22 protein-coding genes are annotated in these 22,110 nt (G+C 37.0%); 12 read left to right on the top strand and 10 right to left on the bottom strand.

Annotation, left to right across the window (positions count from 1 at the left end):
* Positions 1 to 24 precede the first annotated feature (24 nt).
* On the bottom strand, positions 25 to 543 hold the full coding sequence (gene mobB, locus GWJ01_RS00990) for a molybdopterin-guanine dinucleotide biosynthesis protein MobB (RefSeq protein WP_109395115.1): 519 nt from the start codon (positions 541 to 543) through the stop codon (positions 25 to 27).
* Positions 544 to 554: 11 nt separating this feature from the next.
* Positions 555 to 1,139: a molybdenum cofactor guanylyltransferase MobA gene (mobA, locus tag GWJ01_RS00985; protein ID WP_109395016.1), complete on the bottom strand. Its 585-nt coding sequence runs from the start codon at positions 1,137 to 1,139 to the stop codon at positions 555 to 557.
* Between the two features lie 220 nt (positions 1,140 to 1,359).
* On the opposite strand from mobA, the gene GWJ01_RS00980 reads away from it, so the two are divergent.
* The 4 genes from GWJ01_RS00980 (at position 1,360) to polA (ending at position 6,718) form a co-directional block, all read left to right on the top strand.
* Positions 1,360 to 1,629: a YihD family protein gene (locus tag GWJ01_RS00980; RefSeq protein WP_075673332.1), complete on the top strand. Its 270-nt coding sequence runs from the start codon at positions 1,360 to 1,362 to the stop codon at positions 1,627 to 1,629.
* 14 nt (positions 1,630 to 1,643) lie between these two features.
* A complete protein-coding gene (locus tag GWJ01_RS00975; RefSeq protein WP_109395015.1) occupies positions 1,644 to 2,639 on the top strand; it encodes a serine/threonine protein kinase in 996 nt (331 codons plus the stop codon).
* Positions 2,640 to 2,659: 20 nt separating this feature from the next.
* On the top strand, positions 2,660 to 3,283 hold the full coding sequence (gene dsbA / locus GWJ01_RS00970; protein WP_109395014.1) for a thiol:disulfide interchange protein DsbA: 624 nt from the start codon (positions 2,660 to 2,662) through the stop codon (positions 3,281 to 3,283).
* A gap of 636 nt (positions 3,284 to 3,919) precedes the next feature.
* Positions 3,920 to 6,718, top strand: a complete 2,799-nt coding sequence (gene polA, locus GWJ01_RS00965) for a DNA polymerase I (RefSeq protein ID WP_161710593.1) — start codon at positions 3,920 to 3,922, stop codon at positions 6,716 to 6,718.
* Between the two features lie 53 nt (positions 6,719 to 6,771).
* On the opposite strand, the gene GWJ01_RS00960 is transcribed toward polA, so the two are convergent.
* Both GWJ01_RS00960 and def read right to left on the bottom strand, forming a co-directional pair.
* The gene (locus GWJ01_RS00960; RefSeq protein ID WP_109395013.1) at positions 6,772 to 7,230 is read right to left on the bottom strand and encodes a hypothetical protein; all 459 of its coding nucleotides are present in this window, start codon (positions 7,228 to 7,230) and stop codon (positions 6,772 to 6,774) included.
* A gap of 170 nt (positions 7,231 to 7,400) precedes the next feature.
* Positions 7,401 to 7,919, bottom strand: coding sequence for a peptide deformylase (def, locus tag GWJ01_RS00955; protein WP_075673328.1), 519 nt, complete (start codon positions 7,917 to 7,919; stop codon positions 7,401 to 7,403).
* Positions 7,920 to 8,205: 286 nt separating this feature from the next.
* Here def and GWJ01_RS18990 point away from each other — a divergent pair, with 286 nt between their 5' ends.
* Positions 8,206 to 8,253, top strand: coding sequence for a hypothetical protein (locus GWJ01_RS18990; RefSeq protein WP_438361642.1), 48 nt, complete (start codon positions 8,206 to 8,208; stop codon positions 8,251 to 8,253).
* 152 nt (positions 8,254 to 8,405) lie between these two features.
* Here the strand turns inward: GWJ01_RS18990 and yihA are convergent, their stop codons facing one another.
* Complete coding sequence (gene yihA / locus GWJ01_RS00950; RefSeq protein ID WP_109401567.1) at positions 8,406 to 9,038, bottom strand: ribosome biogenesis GTP-binding protein YihA/YsxC; 633 nt, start codon at positions 9,036 to 9,038, stop codon at positions 8,406 to 8,408.
* 270 nt (positions 9,039 to 9,308) lie between these two features.
* Here yihA and ppiA point away from each other — a divergent pair, with 270 nt between their 5' ends.
* From ppiA to argD, 3 genes are all read left to right on the top strand, one after another.
* A complete protein-coding gene (ppiA, locus tag GWJ01_RS00945) occupies positions 9,309 to 9,878 on the top strand; it encodes a peptidylprolyl isomerase A (RefSeq protein WP_109395011.1) in 570 nt (189 codons plus the stop codon).
* Positions 9,879 to 10,252: 374 nt separating this feature from the next.
* Positions 10,253 to 10,828: an aminodeoxychorismate synthase component II gene (locus tag GWJ01_RS00940; protein WP_036933913.1), complete on the top strand. Its 576-nt coding sequence runs from the start codon at positions 10,253 to 10,255 to the stop codon at positions 10,826 to 10,828.
* Between the two features lie 117 nt (positions 10,829 to 10,945).
* Positions 10,946 to 12,160 (top strand): bifunctional acetylornithine/succinyldiaminopimelate transaminase, encoded by a 1,215-nt coding sequence (argD, locus tag GWJ01_RS00935; RefSeq protein ID WP_161710592.1) that lies wholly within the window; start codon positions 10,946 to 10,948, stop codon positions 12,158 to 12,160.
* Between the two features lie 95 nt (positions 12,161 to 12,255).
* Here the strand turns inward: argD and crp are convergent, their stop codons facing one another.
* Positions 12,256 to 12,888: a cAMP-activated global transcriptional regulator CRP gene (crp, locus tag GWJ01_RS00930; RefSeq protein ID WP_004246872.1), complete on the bottom strand. Its 633-nt coding sequence runs from the start codon at positions 12,886 to 12,888 to the stop codon at positions 12,256 to 12,258.
* A gap of 313 nt (positions 12,889 to 13,201) precedes the next feature.
* On the opposite strand from crp, the gene GWJ01_RS00925 reads away from it, so the two are divergent.
* Positions 13,202 to 13,609, top strand: coding sequence for an OsmC family protein (locus tag GWJ01_RS00925; RefSeq protein WP_109395009.1), 408 nt, complete (start codon positions 13,202 to 13,204; stop codon positions 13,607 to 13,609).
* Positions 13,610 to 13,698: 89 nt separating this feature from the next.
* Here the strand turns inward: GWJ01_RS00925 and GWJ01_RS00920 are convergent, their stop codons facing one another.
* The 3 genes from GWJ01_RS00920 to GWJ01_RS00910 all read right to left on the bottom strand — a co-directional run bounded on the left by GWJ01_RS00920 (position 13,699) and on the right by GWJ01_RS00910 (position 15,829).
* Positions 13,699 to 14,568 (bottom strand): phosphoribulokinase, encoded by an 870-nt coding sequence (locus GWJ01_RS00920; protein WP_072068774.1) that lies wholly within the window; start codon positions 14,566 to 14,568, stop codon positions 13,699 to 13,701.
* A gap of 62 nt (positions 14,569 to 14,630) precedes the next feature.
* Positions 14,631 to 14,852, bottom strand: a complete 222-nt coding sequence (locus GWJ01_RS00915; RefSeq protein WP_036933921.1) for a YheU family protein — start codon at positions 14,850 to 14,852, stop codon at positions 14,631 to 14,633.
* Complete coding sequence (locus GWJ01_RS00910; RefSeq protein WP_109395008.1) at positions 14,849 to 15,829, bottom strand: hydrolase; 981 nt, start codon at positions 15,827 to 15,829, stop codon at positions 14,849 to 14,851. The genes GWJ01_RS00915 and GWJ01_RS00910 overlap by 4 nt, the downstream gene beginning before the upstream one ends.
* A 99-nt stretch (positions 15,830 to 15,928) precedes the next feature.
* On the opposite strand from GWJ01_RS00910, the gene GWJ01_RS00905 reads away from it, so the two are divergent.
* The 3 genes from GWJ01_RS00905 to GWJ01_RS00895 all read left to right on the top strand — a co-directional run bounded on the left by GWJ01_RS00905 (position 15,929) and on the right by GWJ01_RS00895 (position 19,799).
* Positions 15,929 to 16,534, top strand: coding sequence for a LysE family translocator (locus GWJ01_RS00905; protein ID WP_109395007.1), 606 nt, complete (start codon positions 15,929 to 15,931; stop codon positions 16,532 to 16,534).
* Between the two features lie 710 nt (positions 16,535 to 17,244).
* Entirely contained in the window at positions 17,245 to 18,105 is an 861-nt protein-coding gene (locus GWJ01_RS00900) for an SIS domain-containing protein (protein WP_161710591.1), read from the top strand.
* A gap of 149 nt (positions 18,106 to 18,254) precedes the next feature.
* Positions 18,255 to 19,799: a methyl-accepting chemotaxis protein gene (locus GWJ01_RS00895; RefSeq protein WP_109395005.1), complete on the top strand. Its 1,545-nt coding sequence runs from the start codon at positions 18,255 to 18,257 to the stop codon at positions 19,797 to 19,799.
* Positions 19,800 to 19,898: 99 nt separating this feature from the next.
* On the opposite strand, the gene GWJ01_RS00890 is transcribed toward GWJ01_RS00895, so the two are convergent.
* Positions 19,899 to 21,644 carry a methyl-accepting chemotaxis protein gene (locus GWJ01_RS00890; protein ID WP_109395004.1) on the bottom strand — a complete coding sequence of 582 codons (1,746 nt, stop codon included), beginning with the start codon at positions 21,642 to 21,644 and terminating at the stop codon, positions 19,899 to 19,901.
* Positions 21,645 to 22,110 lie beyond the last annotated feature (466 nt).

The raw sequence follows: 22,110 nt of genomic DNA, 5'->3' as shown, positions 1-22,110 counted from the left end.
AGGGCGCTTTATTATTTGAGATTTTTATTTCATCCGCTTCAGCCAATCTGCAATAAATTCTGCAATAGCCTCAGGTGCGTTGATATCGAGTAATGGAAAATCGACGCTTAAATCACAATCACTGGCGACGGCAATAACGTGCTCATCAAGTAAATCATTAAAATCACGGTCGTTGATATGGCGATAAAGGGCAATTTTAGGAATAGTTTCGCCTTTAAATCCTTCCACTAAGATTAAATCCAGCTTACTCGCATCAAAGCGAGAAGCGAGGTAATACAAATTTAATTCTGGGAGTTCTGGAGTTTCTGTCATTAATGCCCAACGTTGTTGGCTTGCGACTAATGTTTGATCTGCTCCTGCTTTTCTAAGCTCGTAGCTGTCTTTTCCAGGTTTATCCACATCCATATCATGATGAGTGTGTTTGATCATACCTACACGAATTTCTCTTTTGCGTAATTGTGGAATAAGTTGTTTTAGGAGTGTCGTTTTACCTGTTCCACTCCACGCGGTTATCCCTAAAAGGGGTAAATCTACTTGTGCCATATTTTTCATTCCTATTTTTCTAATTTGTTGGCTTTTTCAATATCGTCAGGGGTATTTAAATTAATAAAAGCATTTGCTTGATTTGCAAACAAAACCGGGTGCGCATTTATCTGCTTCATAAACAACATTAATTTTCGATCACCTTGTGCTAAATAAGCTTCTAGCATAGGAATAATACGTCGATTTAACAGTGCTAAGGTAGGATGCTCTCTTTCACCATCATCAACATAAACGGCTAATGCATCTCCTCTTTGTTTATAGAGTTTTTCAACTAAATTAAGAGGAAAGTAGGGGACATCACAGGGTACAAAGGCAACCCAAGGTGTTGAGGCTTGTTTTAATAACGTAAGCATGCCAGCTAAAGGCCCTGAAAACCCCTCTATTTCATCGGTAATAACGGGATATTGGCTTTGGCGATATTGTTCTAAATTTCGGTTAGCACTAATCAGTATGCTATCAACTTGAGGTGCTAGTTTTTGGGCTATATGGTGGTATAAAGGCTGTCCATGTAGAATTTGAAGCCCTTTATCAGCACCTCCCATTCGTGTTGCTTGGCCACCCGCAAGTATACCACCTGTAATATTCTTCATTTTCATATTCAATATTTGTGAATAAATTGGCTAAAATTTCCGAACGATTTTTATCAAGTAAAGACGATATACTAATAAAGAATATCGACTTAATGAGATTTCATGTAAAGCGACAGCAATTTTTATCAAAAAAGCGTAATCTTTACGCATATTGACAGAGGTTTCCTTTTTCTATCAGATAATAATTGGTACTTTGTTGTTGTAATTAATAATAAGGATTTTTTGTATGAAATGTCACCGTCTTAATGAAGTTATGGAATTACTGCACCCAGTTTGGGAAGAAAATTCTGATTTAAACTTAGTTCAATTATTGCAGAAACTGGCTGATGAAGCGGGTTTTAAAGGTCAATTATCTGATCTGACTGATGATATTTTGATTTACCATCTGAAAATGCGCGGTTCAGCACCGACAGATGTGATACCAGGACTGAAAAAAGATTACGAAGAAGATTTTAAAACCGCCATTTTACGTGCTCGTGGCGTGATTAAAGATTAAGTTCAGGATAGAAAATGGAAATGTCTGCCTCATTTAATTTTCAGGGACTTTCACCTGATAACATTTGGGATGCGTTAGTTAAAATCGGTTTTTATCCTGAATCAGGGTTAACGGAATTAAATAGCTATGAAAATCGTGTTTTTCAATTTATGGATGAACATCGACAACGTTATGTGGTGAAATTTTATCGCCCACAACGTTGGTCGTATGAACAAATAAAAGAAGAACATGAATTTGTTTTAGCATTAAAGGAGGCAGAGGTATCCGTAGCTGCCCCTTTAATCATTAATAATGAGACAGTTCATCTTTCTGATGATGGCTTTTATTTTGCAATATTCCCCAGCATAGGGGGAAGAGCATATGAAACTGATAATTTATTTCAGCTAGAAGAAGTAGGACGCACATTAGGGCGCATTCATCAAATAGGCAGAAAAAAGAGTTATGAGTATCGACCAACAGTTTCTATTGCAGAATATCTGATAGCACCAAAATTGGAATTTGAAAGTAGTGCGTTAATTCCTAATAACCTCAAACCTAAATTTATAGAGGTTATAGATAAACTTATTTATGATGTGCATCCTAGAATTGAGGACTCTGCATGGCAAATATTACGGCTACATGGTGATTGCCATCCCGGTAATATATTGTGGCGTGATGAAGTTGTAATGGTTGATTTTGATGATTCCCGAATGGGACCTGCGGTACAAGACTTTTGGATGCTATTAAATGGCTCACGGCAAGAGCAGGTTATACAATTAGATACGATCCTTGAGTCTTATTATGAATACCAAGATTTTGATTTACGTGAATTGTCATTAATTGAACCACTAAGAGCGATGAGAATGGTGCATTACCTCGCATGGGTATTAAAACGCTGGAATGATCCTGCTTTCCCACGCGCTTTTGTTTGGTTTAAAGAGCAAGATTTTTGGTTTAAACAATTAGCCTTATTCAAGGGACAAGTGGAGCAATTAAATGAGCCTCCTTTACAGCTTAGTCCAATGTATTAATTCTTAGGAGACGATGAGAAATGAAAAAGATTTGGCTGGCGTTAGCAAGTATGGTATTGGCATTCAGTGTTTCTGCTGCTGATATTTCTGAAGGAAAACAGTACACTAACCTTTCTAAACCTGTTGCTTCGGCGCCTGATGTTGTTGAGTTTTTCTCTTTTTATTGCCCACACTGCTATCAATTCTCTGAAGTGTATAAAGTTAATAGCACTGTTGAAAAGAATGCGCCAGAAAATACCAACATTGTCCGCTATCACGTTGATTTCTTAGGACCTTTAGGTAAAGATTTAACACGTTCTTGGGCTGTTGCAATGGCATTAGGTGTTGAAGATCAAGTTTCTCCAGTTTTATTTAAAGGAATTCAAGAAACTCAATCTATCCGTTCTGTTGACGATATCCGTAATGCCTTTATTAACTCTGGTGTTAAAGGCGAAGATTATGATGCTGCAATGAATAGCTTTGTGGTGAATTCTTTAGTTAGCCAACAACAAAATGCTGTCGCTGATTTTCAAATCAATGGTGTTCCAGCTATGATAATTGGCGGTAAATATAAAATGAAAAATGATGGTATCAGCGCAAAATCACCAGAAGAGTATGCAAAAACATATTCTGATATTGTGAATCAGTTATTGCTGAAAAAATAATATAGGCTTAATCTTTTCCTATATGGACTAAGTAAAAGTATATAGATTTTTATATGAAAAATAGCACTCAAGAAATAGGAGTGCTATTTTTTTACTTTCATATTTTTGTCATAATATAACTATCCACATTAATAAAAAATACTACGATTAATTTATAATATCTTAATAAATTCTCTAAGTGATTGATTTTTTAATTATGTTAATAAATTGAAAAGAAGCCTAACTTATTAATATAGAGAGGGTTACAAAACTACTCACAGAGTTATCCACAGGTTGTTTTGATGCAGGTTAAAAAATAAAGTCTTAGTAGAAAAAGGTGACACTAATATGACCGTTAATATTAATGATGAGTCAATGGTTCTATCTTAAATGCTTTCTAAATAAATTAGTCAGTTTACTTTTTAGTTTTTATTTCTAATTAGAATCAGATTAATGGGAGTGGTTTCTGATAAAAAAGTACTTTAATTAATATGAATTTATCATTCATACTTATTTTTCTGTTAAGTTCGGCTAATAATAAATAATTGAGTATTTAAGCCGAATTTCTGAATTTAAGAACAGGTAATATTCGTCTATTGGGCTGTGATGTGGCATTCTAGTCATATCAACGAACCTCAGAACAATGATGAACAGATTATGGTCCAGATAGCAGAAAACCCCTTTATCCTTGTAGATGGCTCCTCATATCTTTACCGCGCCTATCATGCATTTCCACCGCTAACCAATAGCCAAGGTGAGCCAACTGGTGCGATGTATGGTGTGTTGAACATGTTACGTAGCCTGATAATACAGTATAAACCAAGCCATGTTGCGGTTGTGTTTGACGCTAAAGGTAAAACATTCCGTGATGAATTGTATGAGGAGTATAAATCTAATCGTCCTCCAATGCCGGATGATTTACGTGAGCAGATAGCGCCTTTACATGAGATGGTGCAAGCAATGGGTTTACCCTTGCTATCTATTTCAGGTGTAGAAGCGGATGACGTTATTGGAACATTGGCACTAAAAGCGGCGGCTGATGGGCGTGATGTCCTAATTAGCACTGGAGATAAAGATATGGCGCAATTAGTGACACCAAAGATCACGCTCATTAACACCATGACCAACGTTATTTTAGGCCCTGATGAAGTTAAAGAAAAATATGGCGTTCCTCCTGAACTGATTATTGATTTCCTCGCATTAATGGGTGATTCATCAGATAACATTCCTGGTGTTCCGGGGGTGGGTGAGAAAACCGCATTAGGCCTTTTACAAGGGCTTGGTAGTTTAGATGATATCTATCAACAGCTTGATAATATCGCAACCTTGAGTTTCCGTGGTGCTAAAACACTTGGCGCAAAAATGGTGGAGCATGAGAAAGTGGCAAAACTTTCTTATAAGCTGGCAACGATTAAAACGGATGTTGAACTCGATAAAACATTTGATGATTTAGTGGTTAATGAGCCAAATTTAGATCAATTATTAGAAATGTTCACGCGTTATGAATTTAAACGCTGGATAAGTGATCTTCAGAATGGTGGATGGTTAGCACAACGTAGTACACACAAAATCGCAGTGCCTTACACCTCCGATGCTGTAAAATCCAAGGAAGTACCAACGTCAGCTAATTTCCCTGTTATTACACAGGAGAATTATGAAGCTGTCTTAACGCACGAAAGCTTAGCGCGATGGGTTGAACTTCTCAAAAAGGCACCAGCATTTGCATTCGATACAGAAACTGACAGCTTAAATAATATTGATGCTCGCTTAGTAGGATTATCATTTGCTATTGAGCCGGGTAAAGCCGCTTATATTCCACTGCGTCATGAGTATTTAGATGCACCAGATCAGCTTCCGGTTAATGATGTGCTCGCTGCATTAAAACCCATTTTAGAAGATAAAAATATTTTAAAAATTGGGCAAAACTTGAAGTTTGACCGTGGCATTATGGAAAATGAAGGTATCGCATTAAACGGTATTCATTTTGATACGATGTTGGAATCTTACGTATTAAATAGCGTAGGTAATCGACATGATATGGATACGTTGGCTGAAAAACATTTAAACCATAAAACCACAACATTTGAAGAAATAGCGGGTAAAGGTAAAGGTCAACTGACTTTTAACCAAATTGAGGTTGAGCAAGCAACGTTATATGCTGCTGAAGATGCGGATATCACTTTATTACTTCATCAAGCGTTGTATCCTCAAATAGAAGCCATTGAGCCTCTTAAACATGTTTACCGCGATATCGAAATGCCGCTAGTTCCTGTGCTTTCTAGAATGGAACGCAAAGGGGTATTAATTGATGCTCAAGTGTTAGCGGTTCAATCTCAAGAGATTACACAACGTTTAGCTGAAATCGAAAAAGAGACATTTGCGTTAGCGGGGCAAGAGTTTAATCTCTCTTCACCTAAACAGTTACAAGAAATCTTATTTGATAAGTTGCAATTACCCGTTATCAAGAAAACCCCGAAAGGGGCACCGTCCACCAATGAAGAAGTATTGGAAGAATTAGCACACAGCCATGAATTACCTCGCTTAATTTTAGAGCATCGTGGCCTTGCGAAACTAAAATCAACCTATACTGATAAGTTGCCATTGATGGTGAATAGTAAGACGAAGCGTGTACATACTTCATATCATCAAGCGGTAACGGCAACGGGCCGTTTATCTTCTCGCGATCCGAATCTTCAAAATATTCCAGTGAGAAATGAAGAAGGACGTCGAATTCGCCAAGCATTTATTGCGCGTGAAGGTTTTAAAATTGTAGCTGCCGACTATTCACAAATTGAATTACGGATCATGGCGCATTTATCGCAAGATAAAGGTTTGTTAGATGCCTTTGCTCAAGGTAAAGATATTCACCGTGCAACTGCATCTGAAGTATTTGGCATACCTTTAGAGGAAGTGACCTCTGAACAACGTCGTAGTGCGAAAGCGATAAACTTTGGTCTTATTTATGGCATGAGTGCCTTTGGCTTATCTCAACAAATTGGTGTTGAGAGAAGAGAAGCTCAGCGTTATATGGATCTCTATTTTGAACGTTATCCGGGTGTTTTGGACTATATGGAGCGCACACGTAAGCAAGCTTCTGAACAAGGCTATGTTGAAACGTTAGATGGTCGTCGTCTCTATTTACCAGAAATTAATTCAAAGAATGCTATTCGTCGTAAAGCTTCAGAGCGTGAGGCAATCAATGCCCCAATGCAAGGTACTGCTGCTGATATCATCAAAAAAGCGATGATTGCTGTAGATAATTGGATTTGCAATGAATGCTCTGATGATGTGCATATGATTATGCAAGTACACGATGAATTGGTATTTGAAGTACGAGAGTCTTATTTGGAGAATGCAAATATCATGATCCACAAATTAATGGAAAGTAGTATGGAATTAGCTATTCCGTTAAAAGTTGAAGTGGGTGTCGGCAATAATTGGGATGAAGCACACTAGTTTTTAAATACTATTTTTAACTAGAAAAGGGCACAGGATTGTGCCCTTTTTATTTATGCTTTGCTGTTTAGAGCAAGTTCAGACTCTTCAAATTCAAGAAAGTCTTCATGCAAACCTTGGATTAACCTATCTGTTGTGGTGCCTTCGTTATCGAGTTCCATCAAAGACCAACCCACATTACCATTCACGTCATAAAGATAGCCTTGATCAAGCATATCAATTACTTTTCCAATAATTGATTTACCATAGAAATGCAGTAATTTCTTAAGTTCTTGCTCATCAAATTGGGAAGCTAGCTTTTGATGTACTTCGGGTGCTTCATCAGAGTAAATATCCATTTCACTGAGATTTCCTTCAACATCACGATAGATATCGGTGAGCCCTTTTAACACAAGGAAGCGTGCAAATTGTGGAATGTTTTCTTGTAATTCACTATTTGCCCATGATTTTGGGTTCGTTGCGCCGGCGGCTTTGAGTTGTTCACATAAATCCTTAAATCGACTATTTTCCATTTTTTCCTCAAGTGATTTACTGATGAAATTTTAAATCTATTGTATAAGGGATGGAGAGAAAGACAGTGAGAATTTATCTGTATTAGGATAGAAAAAAGAAAAGCTCGGTTAATTGCCGAGCTTTTTTATGTCAAAACTTATCAAAATGTGAAAAAGAGATAAGTGAATAATTAAGCAACTTGTGAGTCGATCAGTTTGCTCAATTTCTTCTGTTTTTTCTCAATACGTTGACGTTTTAACGGAGATAAATGGTCAATAAAGAGTTTGCCATCAAGATGGTCTAACTCATGCTGAATGCAGCCTGCAAACAAATCAGAGGCTTCAAGTTCAATTTCATCACCATTTCTATCCAATGCCTTAACCTTTAAGAAGCGATAACGCTCTGTTGGGGCAAAAGAATCTGGAATAGATAGACACCCATCCATCATATCCATCACTTCATCTTCAGTGCTGATAATTTCAGGATTGATAAGTGCAATCGGTTGATCTCGGTTTTCAGAAACATCAATTACAACAATGCGTTTAGATACATTAACCTGAGGTGCCGCTAAGCCAATACCTCGTTCTGCATACATGGTTTCAATCATGTCATCGATTAATGTGCGTATTTCGTCATCTACTTTTTCCACTGGTACTGCGACTCTGCGCAGACGCTCATCTGGAAAACGCAGGAGCGTTAATACAGCCATGGATACCTCATTTTATCGCTAATTACATATTTACTACGGTCTCGCGATAAGCGTATCACAAAATCATTAAGGATAAACCGCACCTTTTGTGTGATTTGTTCTATTTTTAATCATATTCACGTGAGTGATTAAAGTCTCATAATTATGTAATTAAACTACATTTATTTATGGTTTGAATACATAAATACATTGCTGAATCGTGTCTGCATGTGAAAAAAAATTACAAAAGGGCTTTTATTAACCAATAAAATAGAGTACATTATCTCTTGTAGGGTACAGAGGTAAGATGTTCTATCTTTCAGACCTTTTACTTCACGTAATCGGATTTAGCTGAATATTAGCTGCCCCAGTCGACTTTATTTCGACTGGGGCATTTTTTTGCCTAAAATTCACAGGAGTGGTCTGTGCGAGAAGTGAAAGGGAAAAGTGATTTCCCCTTTTATCAATAGAAGAGCAGAACGCTATCGTTGAGAAAAAAGAAGATAATTAAGCGTTATGATCATTTGTAGGTTGTTCTTCTGAACCTGAAAACCATTCATTAAGTGTGTTACGTAGCTTATCAATGCCAATTTTTTTCAATGATGAAAAATATTCTACGCGGATATCGCCTACTTTATTTGCTAGCTCTTCACGCACGCTCATTAACTGCTTTTTACGCGCACCTGATGCGAGTTTATCTGCTTTAGTCAGTAAAACGAGAGTAGGAAGCTCTGAGCCTACAGCCCAGTCAATCATTTGCATATCGAGATCTTTTAATGGATGACGAATATCCATTAAAATAACGACACCTTTTAGGCATTCTCTTTTTTGTAGGTATTCACCTAAAGAGCGTTGCCATTTACGTTTCATTTCTTCAGGAACTTGAGCATAGCCGTAGCCGGGTAAATCGACTAAGCGTAAACCTTCTTCAATTTGGAAAAGGTTGATTAATTGAGTACGGCCTGGTGTTTTACTGGTTCTGGCTAATCCATTTTGTTGGGTTAATGCATTTAAAGCACTGGATTTACCGGCATTAGAGCGACCCGCAAAGGCAATTTCAATTCCTGTATCTAGTGGTAAATGACGGATATCAGGCGCACTGATAATGAAATGTGCTTTTTGGTAGTTAAATTGGGTCATTATGGTATAAACCTCTCTGAAATAATGCGGCTTTTCATGCATACTCATTTCGATTTCGCATGAAAATGAATATTTAAAATATTTATTTGCTCTATTTTGGCGCAATTTAATGACTTATAACAGTGCTTAAAAATTAAAATTTACCCTGTTATAACGTAATTAGGCTTATTGAGCGTAAATAAAGGTAAATGATTGGCACTATTTACCTCAGCGAATTAGAATCGCTGCATATTAAGTAAGTTGTAGACTATTAAAGTAAAGGATCCCTGCATGTTAAAACGTTTTCTTGTCACCTTCGTTACCGCTTGCACTTTAACAACAGCGACTTTTGCAATGGCAACGGGAGAAACCTTCGTTAAATTAGTCACCTCTGAAGGCAATATTGAAATATCACTGGATAATAAAAAAGCCCCAATTACAACGAAAAATTTTATTCAGTATGTCGAAGATGGGTACTATAACGGCACCACTTTTCATCGTGTTATTCCTGGTTTTATGGTTCAAGGCGGTGGCTTTACTGCTGATTTACAGCAAAAACAAACCAGAGCGCCAATTAAGAATGAAGCCGACAATGGATTACGCAATATAAAAGGTTCTATTGCCATGGCGCGCACGTCAGATAAAGACAGCGCCACCAGCCAATTCTTTATTAATGTGGCTGACAATGCATTTTTAGATCACGGCCAACGTGATTTTGGCTATGCCGTATTTGGCCAAGTTGTGAAAGGAATGGATGTAGTCGATAAAATTTCACAAACTCCAACTCGTAATATTGGGCCTTATCAAAATGTGCCAGTAAAAACAGTCACAATTTTATCTGCGGAAGTCGTAAAACAATAAACGCATTATTGGGATAGGATATCCACTTATTCTGATAAGATAAAATGCATATAAACCGGAATGAATGTTTTCATTCCGGGATTTTTAGTACGAAAAAAATATTTTTTATCCTTCCTTTTTTTGTGTGATCTCCTGTAATAAGTATTCACTGCGCTATTAATCACTCTATTCATCATCAATTACCGTCATTCTTGTTATTGCGCAATAAATCAGCAGGTCTTCTTGCTTACTATTCATATTTTATACCTGTGCTATGATAATCGGCTTTGTTGTACCCAAGTCGGTTAAACAACGAACTATTTTGGCAAATCTACACTCGCTTTAAAATAGTAATAAAATAGATAATGATAAGAAAATCAGTCGGATAGGCTAATATGCTGTTACTTATTGATAATTACGACTCGTTTACCTACAACCTCTATCAGTATTTCTGTGAATTGGGTGCTGAGGTTGTTGTTAAGCGTAATGATGAGATCGGACTTAAAGAGATAGAAAAGATGATGCCAGCACATCTTGTTATCTCGCCAGGACCTTGTACCCCTGATGAAGCTGGGATCTCTCTTGAGGCTATACAGCGGTTTGCCGGTGAAATTCCTATTCTTGGGGTTTGTCTTGGACATCAAGCGATAGGGCAAGCTTTTGGTGCATCGGTTATCAGAGCACGAGAAGTGATGCATGGTAAAAATTCATTAATACATCATAATCAACAAGGTGTTTTTAAGGGACTTAATCGACCTTTAAGTGTGACGCGTTACCACTCTTTAGTGATTGATGCGACAACATTACCAGTACCTTTTGAAGTGACGGCATGGAGCCAACATGATGGAAATGTTGATGAAATTATGGGAATTCGCCATCGTACACTGCCAATTGAAGGGGTTCAATTTCACCCGGAAAGTATTTTAAGTGAACAAGGGCATGAGCTATTAAATAATTTCCTTAAATATTAAATGGATAGCATTTAAATAGTGAAATAACGTCTTTTTATACAAAACCACATTTGATTTTTTATTCATATTTAGTGATTATATTTTCATATTGAATATGGATAACGATCAGGTGGGGTAATGACAAATCAAAGCATGAACAGGGCAACATACGATCAAGTAATGTTGCCAATTTATTCACCCGCAGAATTTATTCCTGTCAAAGGGATGGGTAGCCGTGTTTGGGATCAGCAAGGGAAATCGTATATCGATTTTGCTGGTGGTATTGCGGTTTTAGCACTAGGACATGCTCATCCAGCTCTAAATCAAGCCTTGAAAGAACAAAGTGAGCAACTTTGGCACGTCAGTAATATTTTTACGAATGAACCTGCATTACGTTTAGCTCAAAAATTAATAGATAACACATTTGCAGAACGTGTCTTTTTTGCCAATTCGGGTGCAGAAGCAAATGAAGCCGCATTTAAATTGGCTCGCCATTATGCCGTTACTCGTCATAGCCCTTATAAAACTAAAATTATTGCCTTTCACAATGCATTTCATGGCAGAACGCTGTTTACAGTATCGGTTGGTGGACAACCTAAATATGCGGATGGTTTTGGTCCTAAGCCTGCCGATATCGTGCATGTACCGTTTAATGATTTAGATGCCGTTAAAGCGGTTATGGATGACCACACTTGTGCCGTTGTTTTAGAGCCAGTTCAAGGTGAAGGTGGGGTAACAGCAGCAACACCTGAGTTTATGCGGGGGCTACGTGAGCTGTGCGATAAGCATCAAGCTCTGCTTGTTCTTGATGAAGTACAAACAGGTATAGGGCGTACAGGTAAACTGTTTGCCTATATGAACTATGATGTGACACCGGACATTATTACAACCGCCAAAGCGCTGGGAAGTGGTTTTCCACTCAGTGCGATGTTAACAACATATGAGATAGCTTCCGCAATGGGTGTTGGAACGCATGGTACAACCTATGGTGGCAATCCATTAGCTTGTGCAGTGGGCAATGTCGCATTTGATTTAATTAATACACCTGAGGTACTTGGGGGTGTAGAAAAGCGCTATCAATGGATTGTGGATGAACTGGCGGCAATCAATCAAACGTACCAGGTCTTTTCGCAAATCCGTGGACAAGGTTTATTGATAGGAGCGCAATTAGCGCCACAATATGAAGGTAAAGCCAAAGAGTTACTCGGTCTTGCTGCTAAACATGGCTTAATGATGTTAAACGCAGGGGCTGACGTGATGCGTTTTACACCGTCGTTAATTATTACTCAAGAAGAACTGCAAGAAGGCATGGTGGCATTGAAAGCGGCTATTGCAGAATTTGTAAAAGGATAGTATCAATTAAAAACCCCATCAATAAGGATGGGGTTTACACAAAAAGTATATCAATAGCCCTGTTATGGGCTATTGTTTGTTTCGAGTGGGGAAACTTAGCGAGTCCCGTAAACGACGATAGTTTTACCGTGTGCGGAGATCAAATTTTGATCTTCTAGCATTTTCAGAATACGACCTACAGTTTCGCGTGAACAACCAACGATTTGACCAATTTCCTGACGTGTAATTTTAATTTGCATGCCATCAGGATGCGTCATTGCATCGGGTTGTTTTGCTAAGTTTAATAAGGTTTGTGCAATACGACCTGTTACATCAAGGAAAGCAAGGTTGCCTACTTTTTCTGATGTTGTTTGTAATCTGTTCGCCATTTGAGCAGAAAGGCGCATCAGAATATCAGGGTTAACCTGAATTAATTGGCGGAATTTTTTATAGGAAATTTCTGCTACTTCACAGGCTGTTTTTGCTCGAACCCATGCACTACGTTCTTGATCTTCTTCAAATAATCCAAGTTCACCGATGAAATCCCCCTGATTTAGGTAGGAGAGGATCATTTCTTTTCCTTCTTCATCTTTAATAAGAACAGCCACGGAACCTTTAACAATATAATAAAGTGTTTCCGCTTTCTCACCTTGGTGGATCAGCGTGCTCTTGGATGGATATTTGTGAATATGGCAGTGTGACAAAAACCATTCAAGAGTCGGGTCTGTTTGCGGCTTGCCGAGAACCATTCGCGTTATCCTCTGTACGTTAAATGCAGCCTTTCAAAACGGATAGGTTCCCTTTTGAGACAGCGTGCTTAAAAATCCTATCTTTACCTATTAACTTCCTGAGAACACGGTAAGTTAATATGGAGTAGATTATAATAAATGAGAAAATAATGCATTGATCTTAACCACTATCATCAAGCAGATATTGTTTTTAACACAATTAGTGCATTAAGTCTCGTTTTACGCAGTCAGCATAATAAACCTATTTGCTAATTGCTAGTTGAATTATGAGAATGTACTCTTTTAGTTTCTGTTATCTTTAGGGGGAAAATAAATGGAAGCGCGAGTTAAGTGGGTTGAAGATTTATCTTTTGTCGGCGAATCTTCATCAGGCCATCAAATGATGATGGATGGGAATTCGGGTGATAAAGCCCCAAGCCCAATGGAAATGGTATTAATTGCTGCGGGTGGATGTAGCGCTATTGATGTCGTGAGTATTTTACGTAAAGGTCGTCACCAAGTGACTGATTGTGAAGTGAAATTAACATCAGAGCGACGCGAAGAAGCACCTCGTTTATTTACTGATATTAATTTACATTTTATTGTTTCAGGTAAAGAATTAACGGATAAAATCGTAGAACGAGCAGTTCAATTATCCGCAGAAAAATATTGTTCTGTTTCTCTAATGTTAGGAAAAGCAGCCAATATTACGCATTCATTTGAAATAAAAGATGCTGACTAAATTTGATATTTTAAAATAAAGTTTAATTTGAAAAATAATATCCCATTAATTAAGGGATATTATTTTTATAGAGATAAATTTTATTTTGGTTAACTTATCTTTTCGCCATTTAATAATTTTTTGACTAATGGTGCCATAATTAATTCCATCGCTAATCCTAATTTACCACCCGGTACAACAATAGTGTTTATTGTTGACATAAACGAGCCATGTAACATCGCAAGTAAATAGGGAAAATCAATATCAGTTAAGCCACGAAAACGAATAACAATAAAGCTTTCATCAAGAGTGGGAATTGCTTTGGCAGAAAAAGGGTTCGAAGTATCAACGGTCGGAACGCGTTGGAAGTTAATGTGAGTGCGTGAGAATTGAGGAATAATATAGTTAATATAATCATCCATTGAACGCACCACTGAATCTCTTACGGCTTCTTGTGAGTGGCCCCGTTCGGTTGTATCTCGGATAAGTTTTTGTATCCACTCAAGGTTAACGATAGGAACAACGCCCACTAATAAATCAACATGCTGTGCGACATCATGTTCATCAGTGACAACACCTCCGTGTAATCCTTCATAAAAGAGTACATCGGTATTATTAGGTAATGATTCCCATGGTGTAAAAGTCCCTGGCAATTGATTGTAGGGAGTTGCTTCATCATAAGAGTGTAAATATTTACGTGATTGGCCTTGTCCTGTTTCGCTATAGTGGCTGAATGTGGAACTCAGTAGGCTAAAATCATTTGCTTCAGGGCCAAAATAGCTAATATGTCGCCCTTGTTCTTTGGCTTTTCTTATCGCCATATCCATTTCAGGGCGAGTATAGCGATGAAAACTATCTCCATCAATTAAAGCAGAATGTGCATTAAGTTGTTGGAATATCTTACGAAAAGCTTGGCTCGTGGTAGTCGTTCCTGCTCCACTTGAGCCAGTAACCGCGATGATAGGATGTTTGACTGACATAGGTTATCCTTTTGCAAAATAAGGTTAGCCCTTATTGGTGGCAATATTGCGCTCTGGAGTGATTAATCAGAGCGAAATTGCGATGCAGGCATAATATTGACGCTTTCATGAAGTTCTGACCAAACTAACACGGCTTCACCAGATTTAAGTTGTTTTTTTACATCGGCGACTTTTTGTTCAAGCGTCTTTTCTTGGATACCATAATCAGTGCCTTCTCGTAAAACGAAACTTTCAATAAGATTGTCTAGGGTTTCTGTGGAAAGTTCGTTCCAAGGTATTATCATTTGGTTTTCTCCAAATAAGCGGATAACCAGTCAGGTATCCGATTTTCAAGCCACATCACGGGCTTAGAAAGCTTGCCACTGACAAAACCCACATGCCCGCCAAATTCAGTAAGTTGATACTCAATATTATTGGGTAGTGTTGTGATATCAGGAATAACATCTGCAGACATAAAAGGATCATCTTTAGCGTGAATGATCAGTGTCGTTTTCTTTATTTTATTTAATAAAGGCAAGGCACTGCATTGGCGATAGTAATCTAGGGCATCTTTAAATCCATGAATTTTAGAGGTAATTAGATCGTCAAATTGGCGTAGTTTTTTGATGGATTTTATTGTCAACAAACTAATTGGCAATGATTCAGGATAGCGGATCAGTTTACGTGTCGCGTTATTTTTTAGTCCTTTTAATAGATACCATTGATAAAAACGGGAAAAACCATGCTCAATTTTAGTTGAACAAGGCTCTAACATTAATGGTGCTGATACAATAACTGCTGCATCTACTACGGCATTTTCACCACTTTCAGCAAGGTAATAAGCGAGCATGTTACCTCCAAGAGAGTAGCCGACAGCAGCTGTTGGTTGTTCACCAAACTCCTTTTTTAGCCAATTTAAAAAGTAGCGAGCATCTTCGGTTTCACCTGAGTGATAGATGCGTTTTTGTCTATTGGGCTCGCCACTACATCCTCTAAAATGCATTACAACACTTAGCCAGCCTCTCTCTTTTGCTGCTGATAACATGCCATGAACATAAGGACTGCTAAAGCTTCCTTCTAAACCATGAAAGATCACTAACCTTGGTTTATCGAGAGCCATTTTAGGATCTTCACTCCATGCCAAATCGACAAAATCATTATCAGGAAGGTTTAGTCGTTGCCAATAAGGCGTTAATAGTGGTGTTCTACGCACTATTCTTGGTAAAAGCGTTTGTAAATGTGGATTTTTAGCCCAACGCATTGGATTAAAGTATTGAGACATATTTCCCGTCTATCAAAATGAATTAACACTTGTTTGCTAAATAACATACTGCTATTTTCGGTGAAAATAAAACATCTGTCACATCTTTGAGCTCTCGCCATGACAATTAGCCTTATTTTTTCTTTAACTATTTTCTTGTTTATTGCCGCTATCACACCTGGACCCAACAACTTATTACTGACTTCATCAGGTGCTAATGTCGGTTTTAAAGGCTCACTAAAGCTTATGGTGGGTATTATGCTGGGAATGCAATGTGTTTTACTTAGCTCGGCATTTGGTGTGGCTGCATTACTGATTATTTATCCTGCATTGCATATAGGATTAAAGATAATCGGGAGTGCATACTTACTTTGGCTTGCTTGGAAAACAGCGACATCATCTTATCAGCGTTTAGATATCCCAGCAAAAACGTCACAAGCAGTAAGTTGGTTTCAAGGCGGATTATTGCAATTTCTCAATCCTAAAGCGTGGATGATGGGATTAGGGGCTGTTGGGAGTTTTAGTTTATCTGGTGATGCCTATTTTAGTTCAATTATTGCGATGAGTATTGTGATGGTGATAGTGAATTTTGTTGCAGGCATTGTTTGGATTTTAGGGGGAACCTTAATCAGCTTATTTTTACAAAGCAGAAGGTCTTGGTTTATTTTTAATATTTCAATGGGATTATTAACGGCGCTCTGCGTCCCTTTGATTTGGATAGAGTAATTTCAGAAAATAGGTATAAATCAATGGTTAACCAAACTTTTTTGATTTAAATGATGTTTTTTAAGATTTGTTGAAATGATCTCTCTTGATGTGTGTCAAAAAAAGAGTATTCCTCTATAAAAAGAGAGATCTACGACCGTCCACTGATACAATCATTCATGTTAAAGTACTCTCTTGTATAAAGTGATGACTGATTTTTTTAGTCATTATATAGATCTCTTTATTCAACTATTTGATTTTTTATTTCTCATTATTAACACTATTAAAATGGAAAAATAACTATTTTATATAGAAATTATTTATTCTTTTTACTGTTTCTATTAAAGTGATTTTTATTACGTTTATGTTTTTGAATTGTTATTAAATGAATGTAGGTGTTTGAAAATAAAAATTTATTAAGAATAAATAGATTAAGTCTATATCGTTCTATTGACCTAAAAGAATAAATTATTATTTAAAATAAAGAGAGGAATAAATTAAGTATTATAAATATAAGGACTGATGAGCATTGTTCCGATTGAAAAAATAATTATAAAACTATTATAAAAACAAGTATTCCAATAATAAGGTGATTTTTTCTATACTTTATTGTTGTTCATTATCTCTTTTTAATTGATTTTATTCTAAGAAATTAATTTTTTTAGGTATTAAATACTGTACCAAGAATTACTCCATATAACTATATAGTACTCGAAGTGGATATTGTCATTATGCCGACATTAACGAAAATTGCCTGGATAAAGCCGGGCATGGCTACAAATCAGCGAAAAATAGCAGACTACATTTTAGATAATCCAGAAAAAACAATCACTTTATCGTCACAGCAACTTGCTGAAACAATGGGGGTGAGTCAATCTGCTATTGTTAAATTTAGTCAAAAAATAGGATTCAAAGGCTTTCCTTCTTTGAAACTCGCCATTAGTGAAGAGCTAGGTCGAAAGAACGCGAATTCAGGGGCAAATCCTAGCCTATTACATAATCAAATAGGCTCTGAAGATAGCTTAGTGGTTATCGCACAAAAACTTGCTCAAGAGAAAAATAATTCAATTTGCGATACAACTCGCCAAATTAATTACCTCCATTTTGAAAAGGTGATCCAGCTTATTGATGAAGCTCAGCGAGTTCAGATTATTGGTATTGGTGGTTCAGGATTAGTCGCAAGAGATTTAAGCTATAAATTACAAAAAATAGGAATAACCACGCTGATTGAAACAGATCACCATGTTCAGATATCTGTTGCCCAAATGTTAAGTCCAAAAGATTTACAGATAGTTATTTCTTATAGTGGCAAAAGAAAAGATATGTTAGTTGCGGCTTCTGTAGCTAAAAAACAGGGAGCAAAAATCATTGCTATTACAGGAGAAAAACACTCTCCATTAGGAAGAATTTCTGATTATATATTAGAAACAATTGCGGATGAAGGTGAGTGGCGAAGCGCTTCAATCTCTTCACGCACAGCACAAAACACGATTACTGACCTTATTTTTATGGCGTTATTAAAGAAATGTGATGAGTGTGCGAAGACATTAGTGCTAAGCTCACAGGCATTAATTAATAGCCTAGATAATTAAAAAATTTGAACTGATTCAAAAAATTAATATTTAAACATAGGTATTTACACTTATTACTAAAGTTATTCTCCTAACGGCCGAAACGATAGTTATTTAGGCAGTCTTTTTTTGTTGAGATGTTTTAATTTCAATGTCGAGGAGAGTAACTAATGCGTAACAATCAACCGGTGACACAGCGAGAATACCCGGTATCTGAAAACGCAACACTGATGTCGACGACAGATCTTGATGGCAATATTATTTATGCCAACGAGGACTTTGTCGAAGCCAGTGGGTTTTCAGTGGAAGAACTAGTGGGACAACCCCACAATATTGTCCGACATCCAGATATCCCTTCAGCAGTTTTTAAGGATATGTGGAAAACGTTAAAACAAGGAGAGGTTTGGACTGGGATCGTGAAGAATCGGCGTAAAAATGGGGATTACTATTGGGTAAGAGCGAATATCACCCCTATTATACGTCAGGGTAAAATTCAAAGTTTTATGTCGGTAAGGACTTCTGCAAGAAAAGAGGAAATAGCACAAGCCTCAGCGCTTTACGCTGCGTTTAATCAAGGTAAGTATCCTTCACACATGTTTTTAAAAGGCGCTTTTGTTTATAAAGGATGGCAACGTTGGCGCTCATGGAATCAGACAATTTCATTAAAAAAACGGCTCCGTCTTTTAATACTCTTACCTCTACCTTTTATGTTGTTGAGTGCATGGTTTGCTGGTTTATCGGGTTATGCTCTTTTTATGCATATTGCGATTTTGTTGGTATTACTGATGGCAAATGAACGTATTCTCTATTTTCAGATTGTTAAGCCAATTAGACTACTGAATGAGCAAGCGAATCGAGTTGCAACTGGCGATGAGCATAACGTTACATATATAAATCGCATCGACGAAGTGGGTATGACACAGCGTTCAGTTAATCAATTAGGGCGTATGTTTCGTTGGTTAGTCAGTGATGTGAGTCATCAAATACATCAAGTAGACATCTCTTGTGATCAATTAGCAGCAGGTAATCGCGATCTGTATGTAAGAACAGAGCAAACTGCCAGCAATGTTGAAGCAACTGCCTCAACGATGAATGAATTAACGACAGCGGTAAGTAGTAATAGTGAAACGGCAGGGCAAGCAAACAACCTTTCTAATATCACTTGTGAGGCAGCGATAAAAGGAGGTAGTGCAATGGATAATATCGTTAATACAATGAATGATATTGCGAAGAGTTCTGATCGTATTAGTAATATCATTGGTGTTATTGATAGCATTGCCTTTCAAACTAATATCCTTGCACTTAATGCATCCGTAGAAGCTGCCAGAGCAGGGGAACAAGGTCGAGGTTTCTCAGTCGTTGCCACCGAAGTCAGAGAATTGGCGCAGCGCAGTGCAGAGGCTGCGAAAGAGATCAAAACACTGATCAGTGATTCAAGTAGCAATATCAAAGTCGGCTCAAAGCAAGTCAATGAAACTGTCGGAACTATGGAAGATATTGTAGTACATGTTAAAAATGTGACTGATTTAATTGGTGAAATCAGTCTTGCATCATCAGAGCAGAGTGCAGGTTTAAAAGAACTTGGTCGCGCTGTTGAAAAATTGGAATCGATTACGCATGAAAATGCGAATTATGTTTCTAAAGCCTCAATGATTTCAGGTGAAATGAAAGTACAAACTAATTACTTAGTTAGTGCAATCAATGTATTTCATTAATTTATCATTATTGAAGAAGTAAAAGAAAAAGACACCTACTAAAAATAGGTGTCTTTATGTTTATCTAAATCACGCTTTTATCCTGAGCAACTCAATGAGTTAAAAGCTTGTCCAATCATCATCTTCACCGTCATTTACAGTCGCTGTTCCTTTTGCTGATTTTCTCTCTTTCACGTCATCTTTGACTGTGTTTTTCATCTTCTCATCTTTTGTATGCAGTGATTTTTCAGATGAGAATTGTTTTTCTATTACTTTATGTTGTGTCTTTTTATTGAACTGTTCACTTTCAGCCGTTTTAAATTGCTCAACAATTTGTTCAAGATTACCCGCTTCTTCAGTCAATAAGCTGGCAACAGCAGAAGATTGTTCAACCATCGTCGCATTTTGCTGTGTTGCTTTATCCATTTCAGTGACCGCAAGAGAGACTTGGGTGATACCTCGGGTTTGCTCTTCTGACGCAGATAAAATTTCAGTCATTGAATCTTCAACATGTTTTACGGATGTTAGTATTTCGCCCATAGAAATGCTAACTTGCTCAACCAGATCATTGCCATGACGAACACGGCTAATAGAGGCATCAATTAACTCTTTAATTTCCTTTGCAGCTTCGGCACTGCGTTGTGCCAATTCTCTTACTTCGGTGGCAACGACTGAGAAACCTCGACCTTGTTCACCCGCTCTTGCGGCTTCAACCGCAGCATTTAACGAGAGAATATTGGTTTGGAAAGCGATGCTATTGATAACCGCGGTGATTTCACCAATTTTTTGTGAGCTATCGGCAATATCAGTCATCGTTTTCACCATTCTATTGGTGACATCGCCCCCTTTGCTGGCAATATTGGAGGTCTGACTAATCAGGTGTGAAACTTCACGAGCGCTTTCTGTATTATTTCTTACTGTTGCTGTGAGTTGTTCCATACTAGATGCGGTTTCTTCTAATGCGCTAGCTTGTTCTTCAGTACGGCAAGAAAGATCGGTATTGCCTGCTGATAACTCTTGAACTCCCGTGTAAATATGATGACTTGTTCCTCGAATTGCATTCACAATTAATGACAGTTCAGTACGCATATATTGAATACCTGTAATTAATTGGTCAATTTCATTATTCCCTTTTGCTGTGATGTTTTTATTTTCTAATAAATTTCCTTGAGAAATATCTGACATATAATCCACGATTTGATTGATACGTAAAACAATATTTCGACGTATCCAAAGCACAACAAGGACAGTAAAAAGAATAAAAATAAACATAAAGACAAAAGTTAAAATCAAGGTACGTTCATAATTACCTTGAGCTGCTTTTATTGCATGAGTAACAACGTTATCACTGAGATAATCTGTTGCTTCATAAAGGGATTGAGTAAAGCGTTCATTGGTATTATGTGCATAAAGAGATTGAAAGCCGTAGTAATCACGAATTTCTAAACATGATACAAGTTGGTCAAGATCATAAAGTACACGTTTAAAGAGCTTTTTCATGCTCTCTATTTTTTCGGGCTCAAAATCTGCTTCTTCGGTAGCTGTGAAATATGCAGTAATAATACGTGTAATTTCTTGTTTTCTTTTTGGATAAGAGGAAATGAAATCAGAAATTTTACTTTCTGCAATATCGGGTGTGAGATGGGCTTCAAACATAACATTTAGCATATCTTCACGTAATTTATTTAACTCAGCATAACCATAATCCATCGTTTTTATCTGTTCAAAGCCATTCGCTAATTGTGAGATCCGCTTATTTGTTAAACTCGCATCACGGATACTCATTGCACCAGAAAAAAGTTGAATGGCGCAAAACAGTATTAAGATAAACATTAAGCCATTAGATATTTTTATTCGTTTCAGCATAGCCTTACCTATTTAATTGGTTTGTAGGACACACAGCAAGGAGCGATAACTATTTATCAATTAAACTTATTCGGCTAAATATTTAAAAACTTTAACTTTGCTACTCTGTTTGATAGTAAAGACGACTTATATTTCTTTTTTTAGCTTTGATTGTCAGCTAATGGCTAAAATTTTCTAATGATTTATAGAAAAACCTATAAGTATATTATCTTACTTATTTTTTGTGTTAATTGTTAAAATATAAATATTAATAATGTTTTGTTGGATATTAAAATAATAATAAGCAATATTTTATTTTTATTTATCTTTTTATCTTATGATAAGACAAATAAAATTGTCGCTTTCATAAACACTCTTAATTTTTCTCAAAAAATGCTTTTGTTTCGTATAAAAAACGATCTGTTTTTTTGTGTTTATGTGCGGTGGGATCAAAAATACTCCCAGAAAAATTACTGGGAGTATGGTA

The organism is Proteus sp. G2618, assembly GCF_009915995.1.
In the GTDB taxonomy this organism is placed as follows: Bacteria; Pseudomonadota; Gammaproteobacteria; order Enterobacterales; family Enterobacteriaceae; genus Proteus; species Proteus terrae.
Note: the sequence above shows the minus strand (reverse complement) of the source record. Positions and strands in the feature narration are given on the sequence as shown.

What these genes read in the sequence shown, in the direction of transcription:
- mobB (WP_109395115.1), bottom strand. Translation starts at nt 543, where the DNA reads ATGGCACAAGTAGATTTACCCCTTTTAGGGATAACCGCGTGGAGTGGA.
- mobA (WP_109395016.1), bottom strand. Translation starts at nt 1,139, where the DNA reads ATGAAAATGAAGAATATTACAGGTGGTATACTTGCGGGTGGCCAAGCA.
- GWJ01_RS00980 (WP_075673332.1), top strand. Translation starts at nt 1,360, where the DNA reads ATGAAATGTCACCGTCTTAATGAAGTTATGGAATTACTGCACCCAGTT.
- GWJ01_RS00975 (WP_109395015.1), top strand. Translation starts at nt 1,644, where the DNA reads ATGGAAATGTCTGCCTCATTTAATTTTCAGGGACTTTCACCTGATAAC.
- dsbA (WP_109395014.1), top strand. Translation starts at nt 2,660, where the DNA reads ATGAAAAAGATTTGGCTGGCGTTAGCAAGTATGGTATTGGCATTCAGT.
- polA (WP_161710593.1), top strand. Translation starts at nt 3,920, where the DNA reads ATGGTCCAGATAGCAGAAAACCCCTTTATCCTTGTAGATGGCTCCTCA.
- GWJ01_RS00960 (WP_109395013.1), bottom strand. Translation starts at nt 7,230, where the DNA reads ATGGAAAATAGTCGATTTAAGGATTTATGTGAACAACTCAAAGCCGCC.
- def (WP_075673328.1), bottom strand. Translation starts at nt 7,919, where the DNA reads ATGGCTGTATTAACGCTCCTGCGTTTTCCAGATGAGCGTCTGCGCAGA.
- yihA (WP_109401567.1), bottom strand. Translation starts at nt 9,038, where the DNA reads ATGACCCAATTTAACTACCAAAAAGCACATTTCATTATCAGTGCGCCT.
- ppiA (WP_109395011.1), top strand. Translation starts at nt 9,309, where the DNA reads ATGTTAAAACGTTTTCTTGTCACCTTCGTTACCGCTTGCACTTTAACA.
- GWJ01_RS00940 (WP_036933913.1), top strand. Translation starts at nt 10,253, where the DNA reads ATGCTGTTACTTATTGATAATTACGACTCGTTTACCTACAACCTCTAT.
- argD (WP_161710592.1), top strand. Translation starts at nt 10,946, where the DNA reads ATGACAAATCAAAGCATGAACAGGGCAACATACGATCAAGTAATGTTG.
- crp (WP_004246872.1), bottom strand. Translation starts at nt 12,888, where the DNA reads ATGGTTCTCGGCAAGCCGCAAACAGACCCGACTCTTGAATGGTTTTTG.
- GWJ01_RS00925 (WP_109395009.1), top strand. Translation starts at nt 13,202, where the DNA reads ATGGAAGCGCGAGTTAAGTGGGTTGAAGATTTATCTTTTGTCGGCGAA.
- GWJ01_RS00920 (WP_072068774.1), bottom strand. Translation starts at nt 14,568, where the DNA reads ATGTCAGTCAAACATCCTATCATCGCGGTTACTGGCTCAAGTGGAGCA.
- GWJ01_RS00915 (WP_036933921.1), bottom strand. Translation starts at nt 14,852, where the DNA reads ATGATAATACCTTGGAACGAACTTTCCACAGAAACCCTAGACAATCTT.
- GWJ01_RS00910 (WP_109395008.1), bottom strand. Translation starts at nt 15,829, where the DNA reads ATGTCTCAATACTTTAATCCAATGCGTTGGGCTAAAAATCCACATTTA.
- GWJ01_RS00905 (WP_109395007.1), top strand. Translation starts at nt 15,929, where the DNA reads ATGACAATTAGCCTTATTTTTTCTTTAACTATTTTCTTGTTTATTGCC.
- GWJ01_RS00900 (WP_161710591.1), top strand. Translation starts at nt 17,245, where the DNA reads ATGCCGACATTAACGAAAATTGCCTGGATAAAGCCGGGCATGGCTACA.
- GWJ01_RS00895 (WP_109395005.1), top strand. Translation starts at nt 18,255, where the DNA reads ATGCGTAACAATCAACCGGTGACACAGCGAGAATACCCGGTATCTGAA.
- GWJ01_RS00890 (WP_109395004.1), bottom strand. Translation starts at nt 21,644, where the DNA reads ATGCTGAAACGAATAAAAATATCTAATGGCTTAATGTTTATCTTAATA.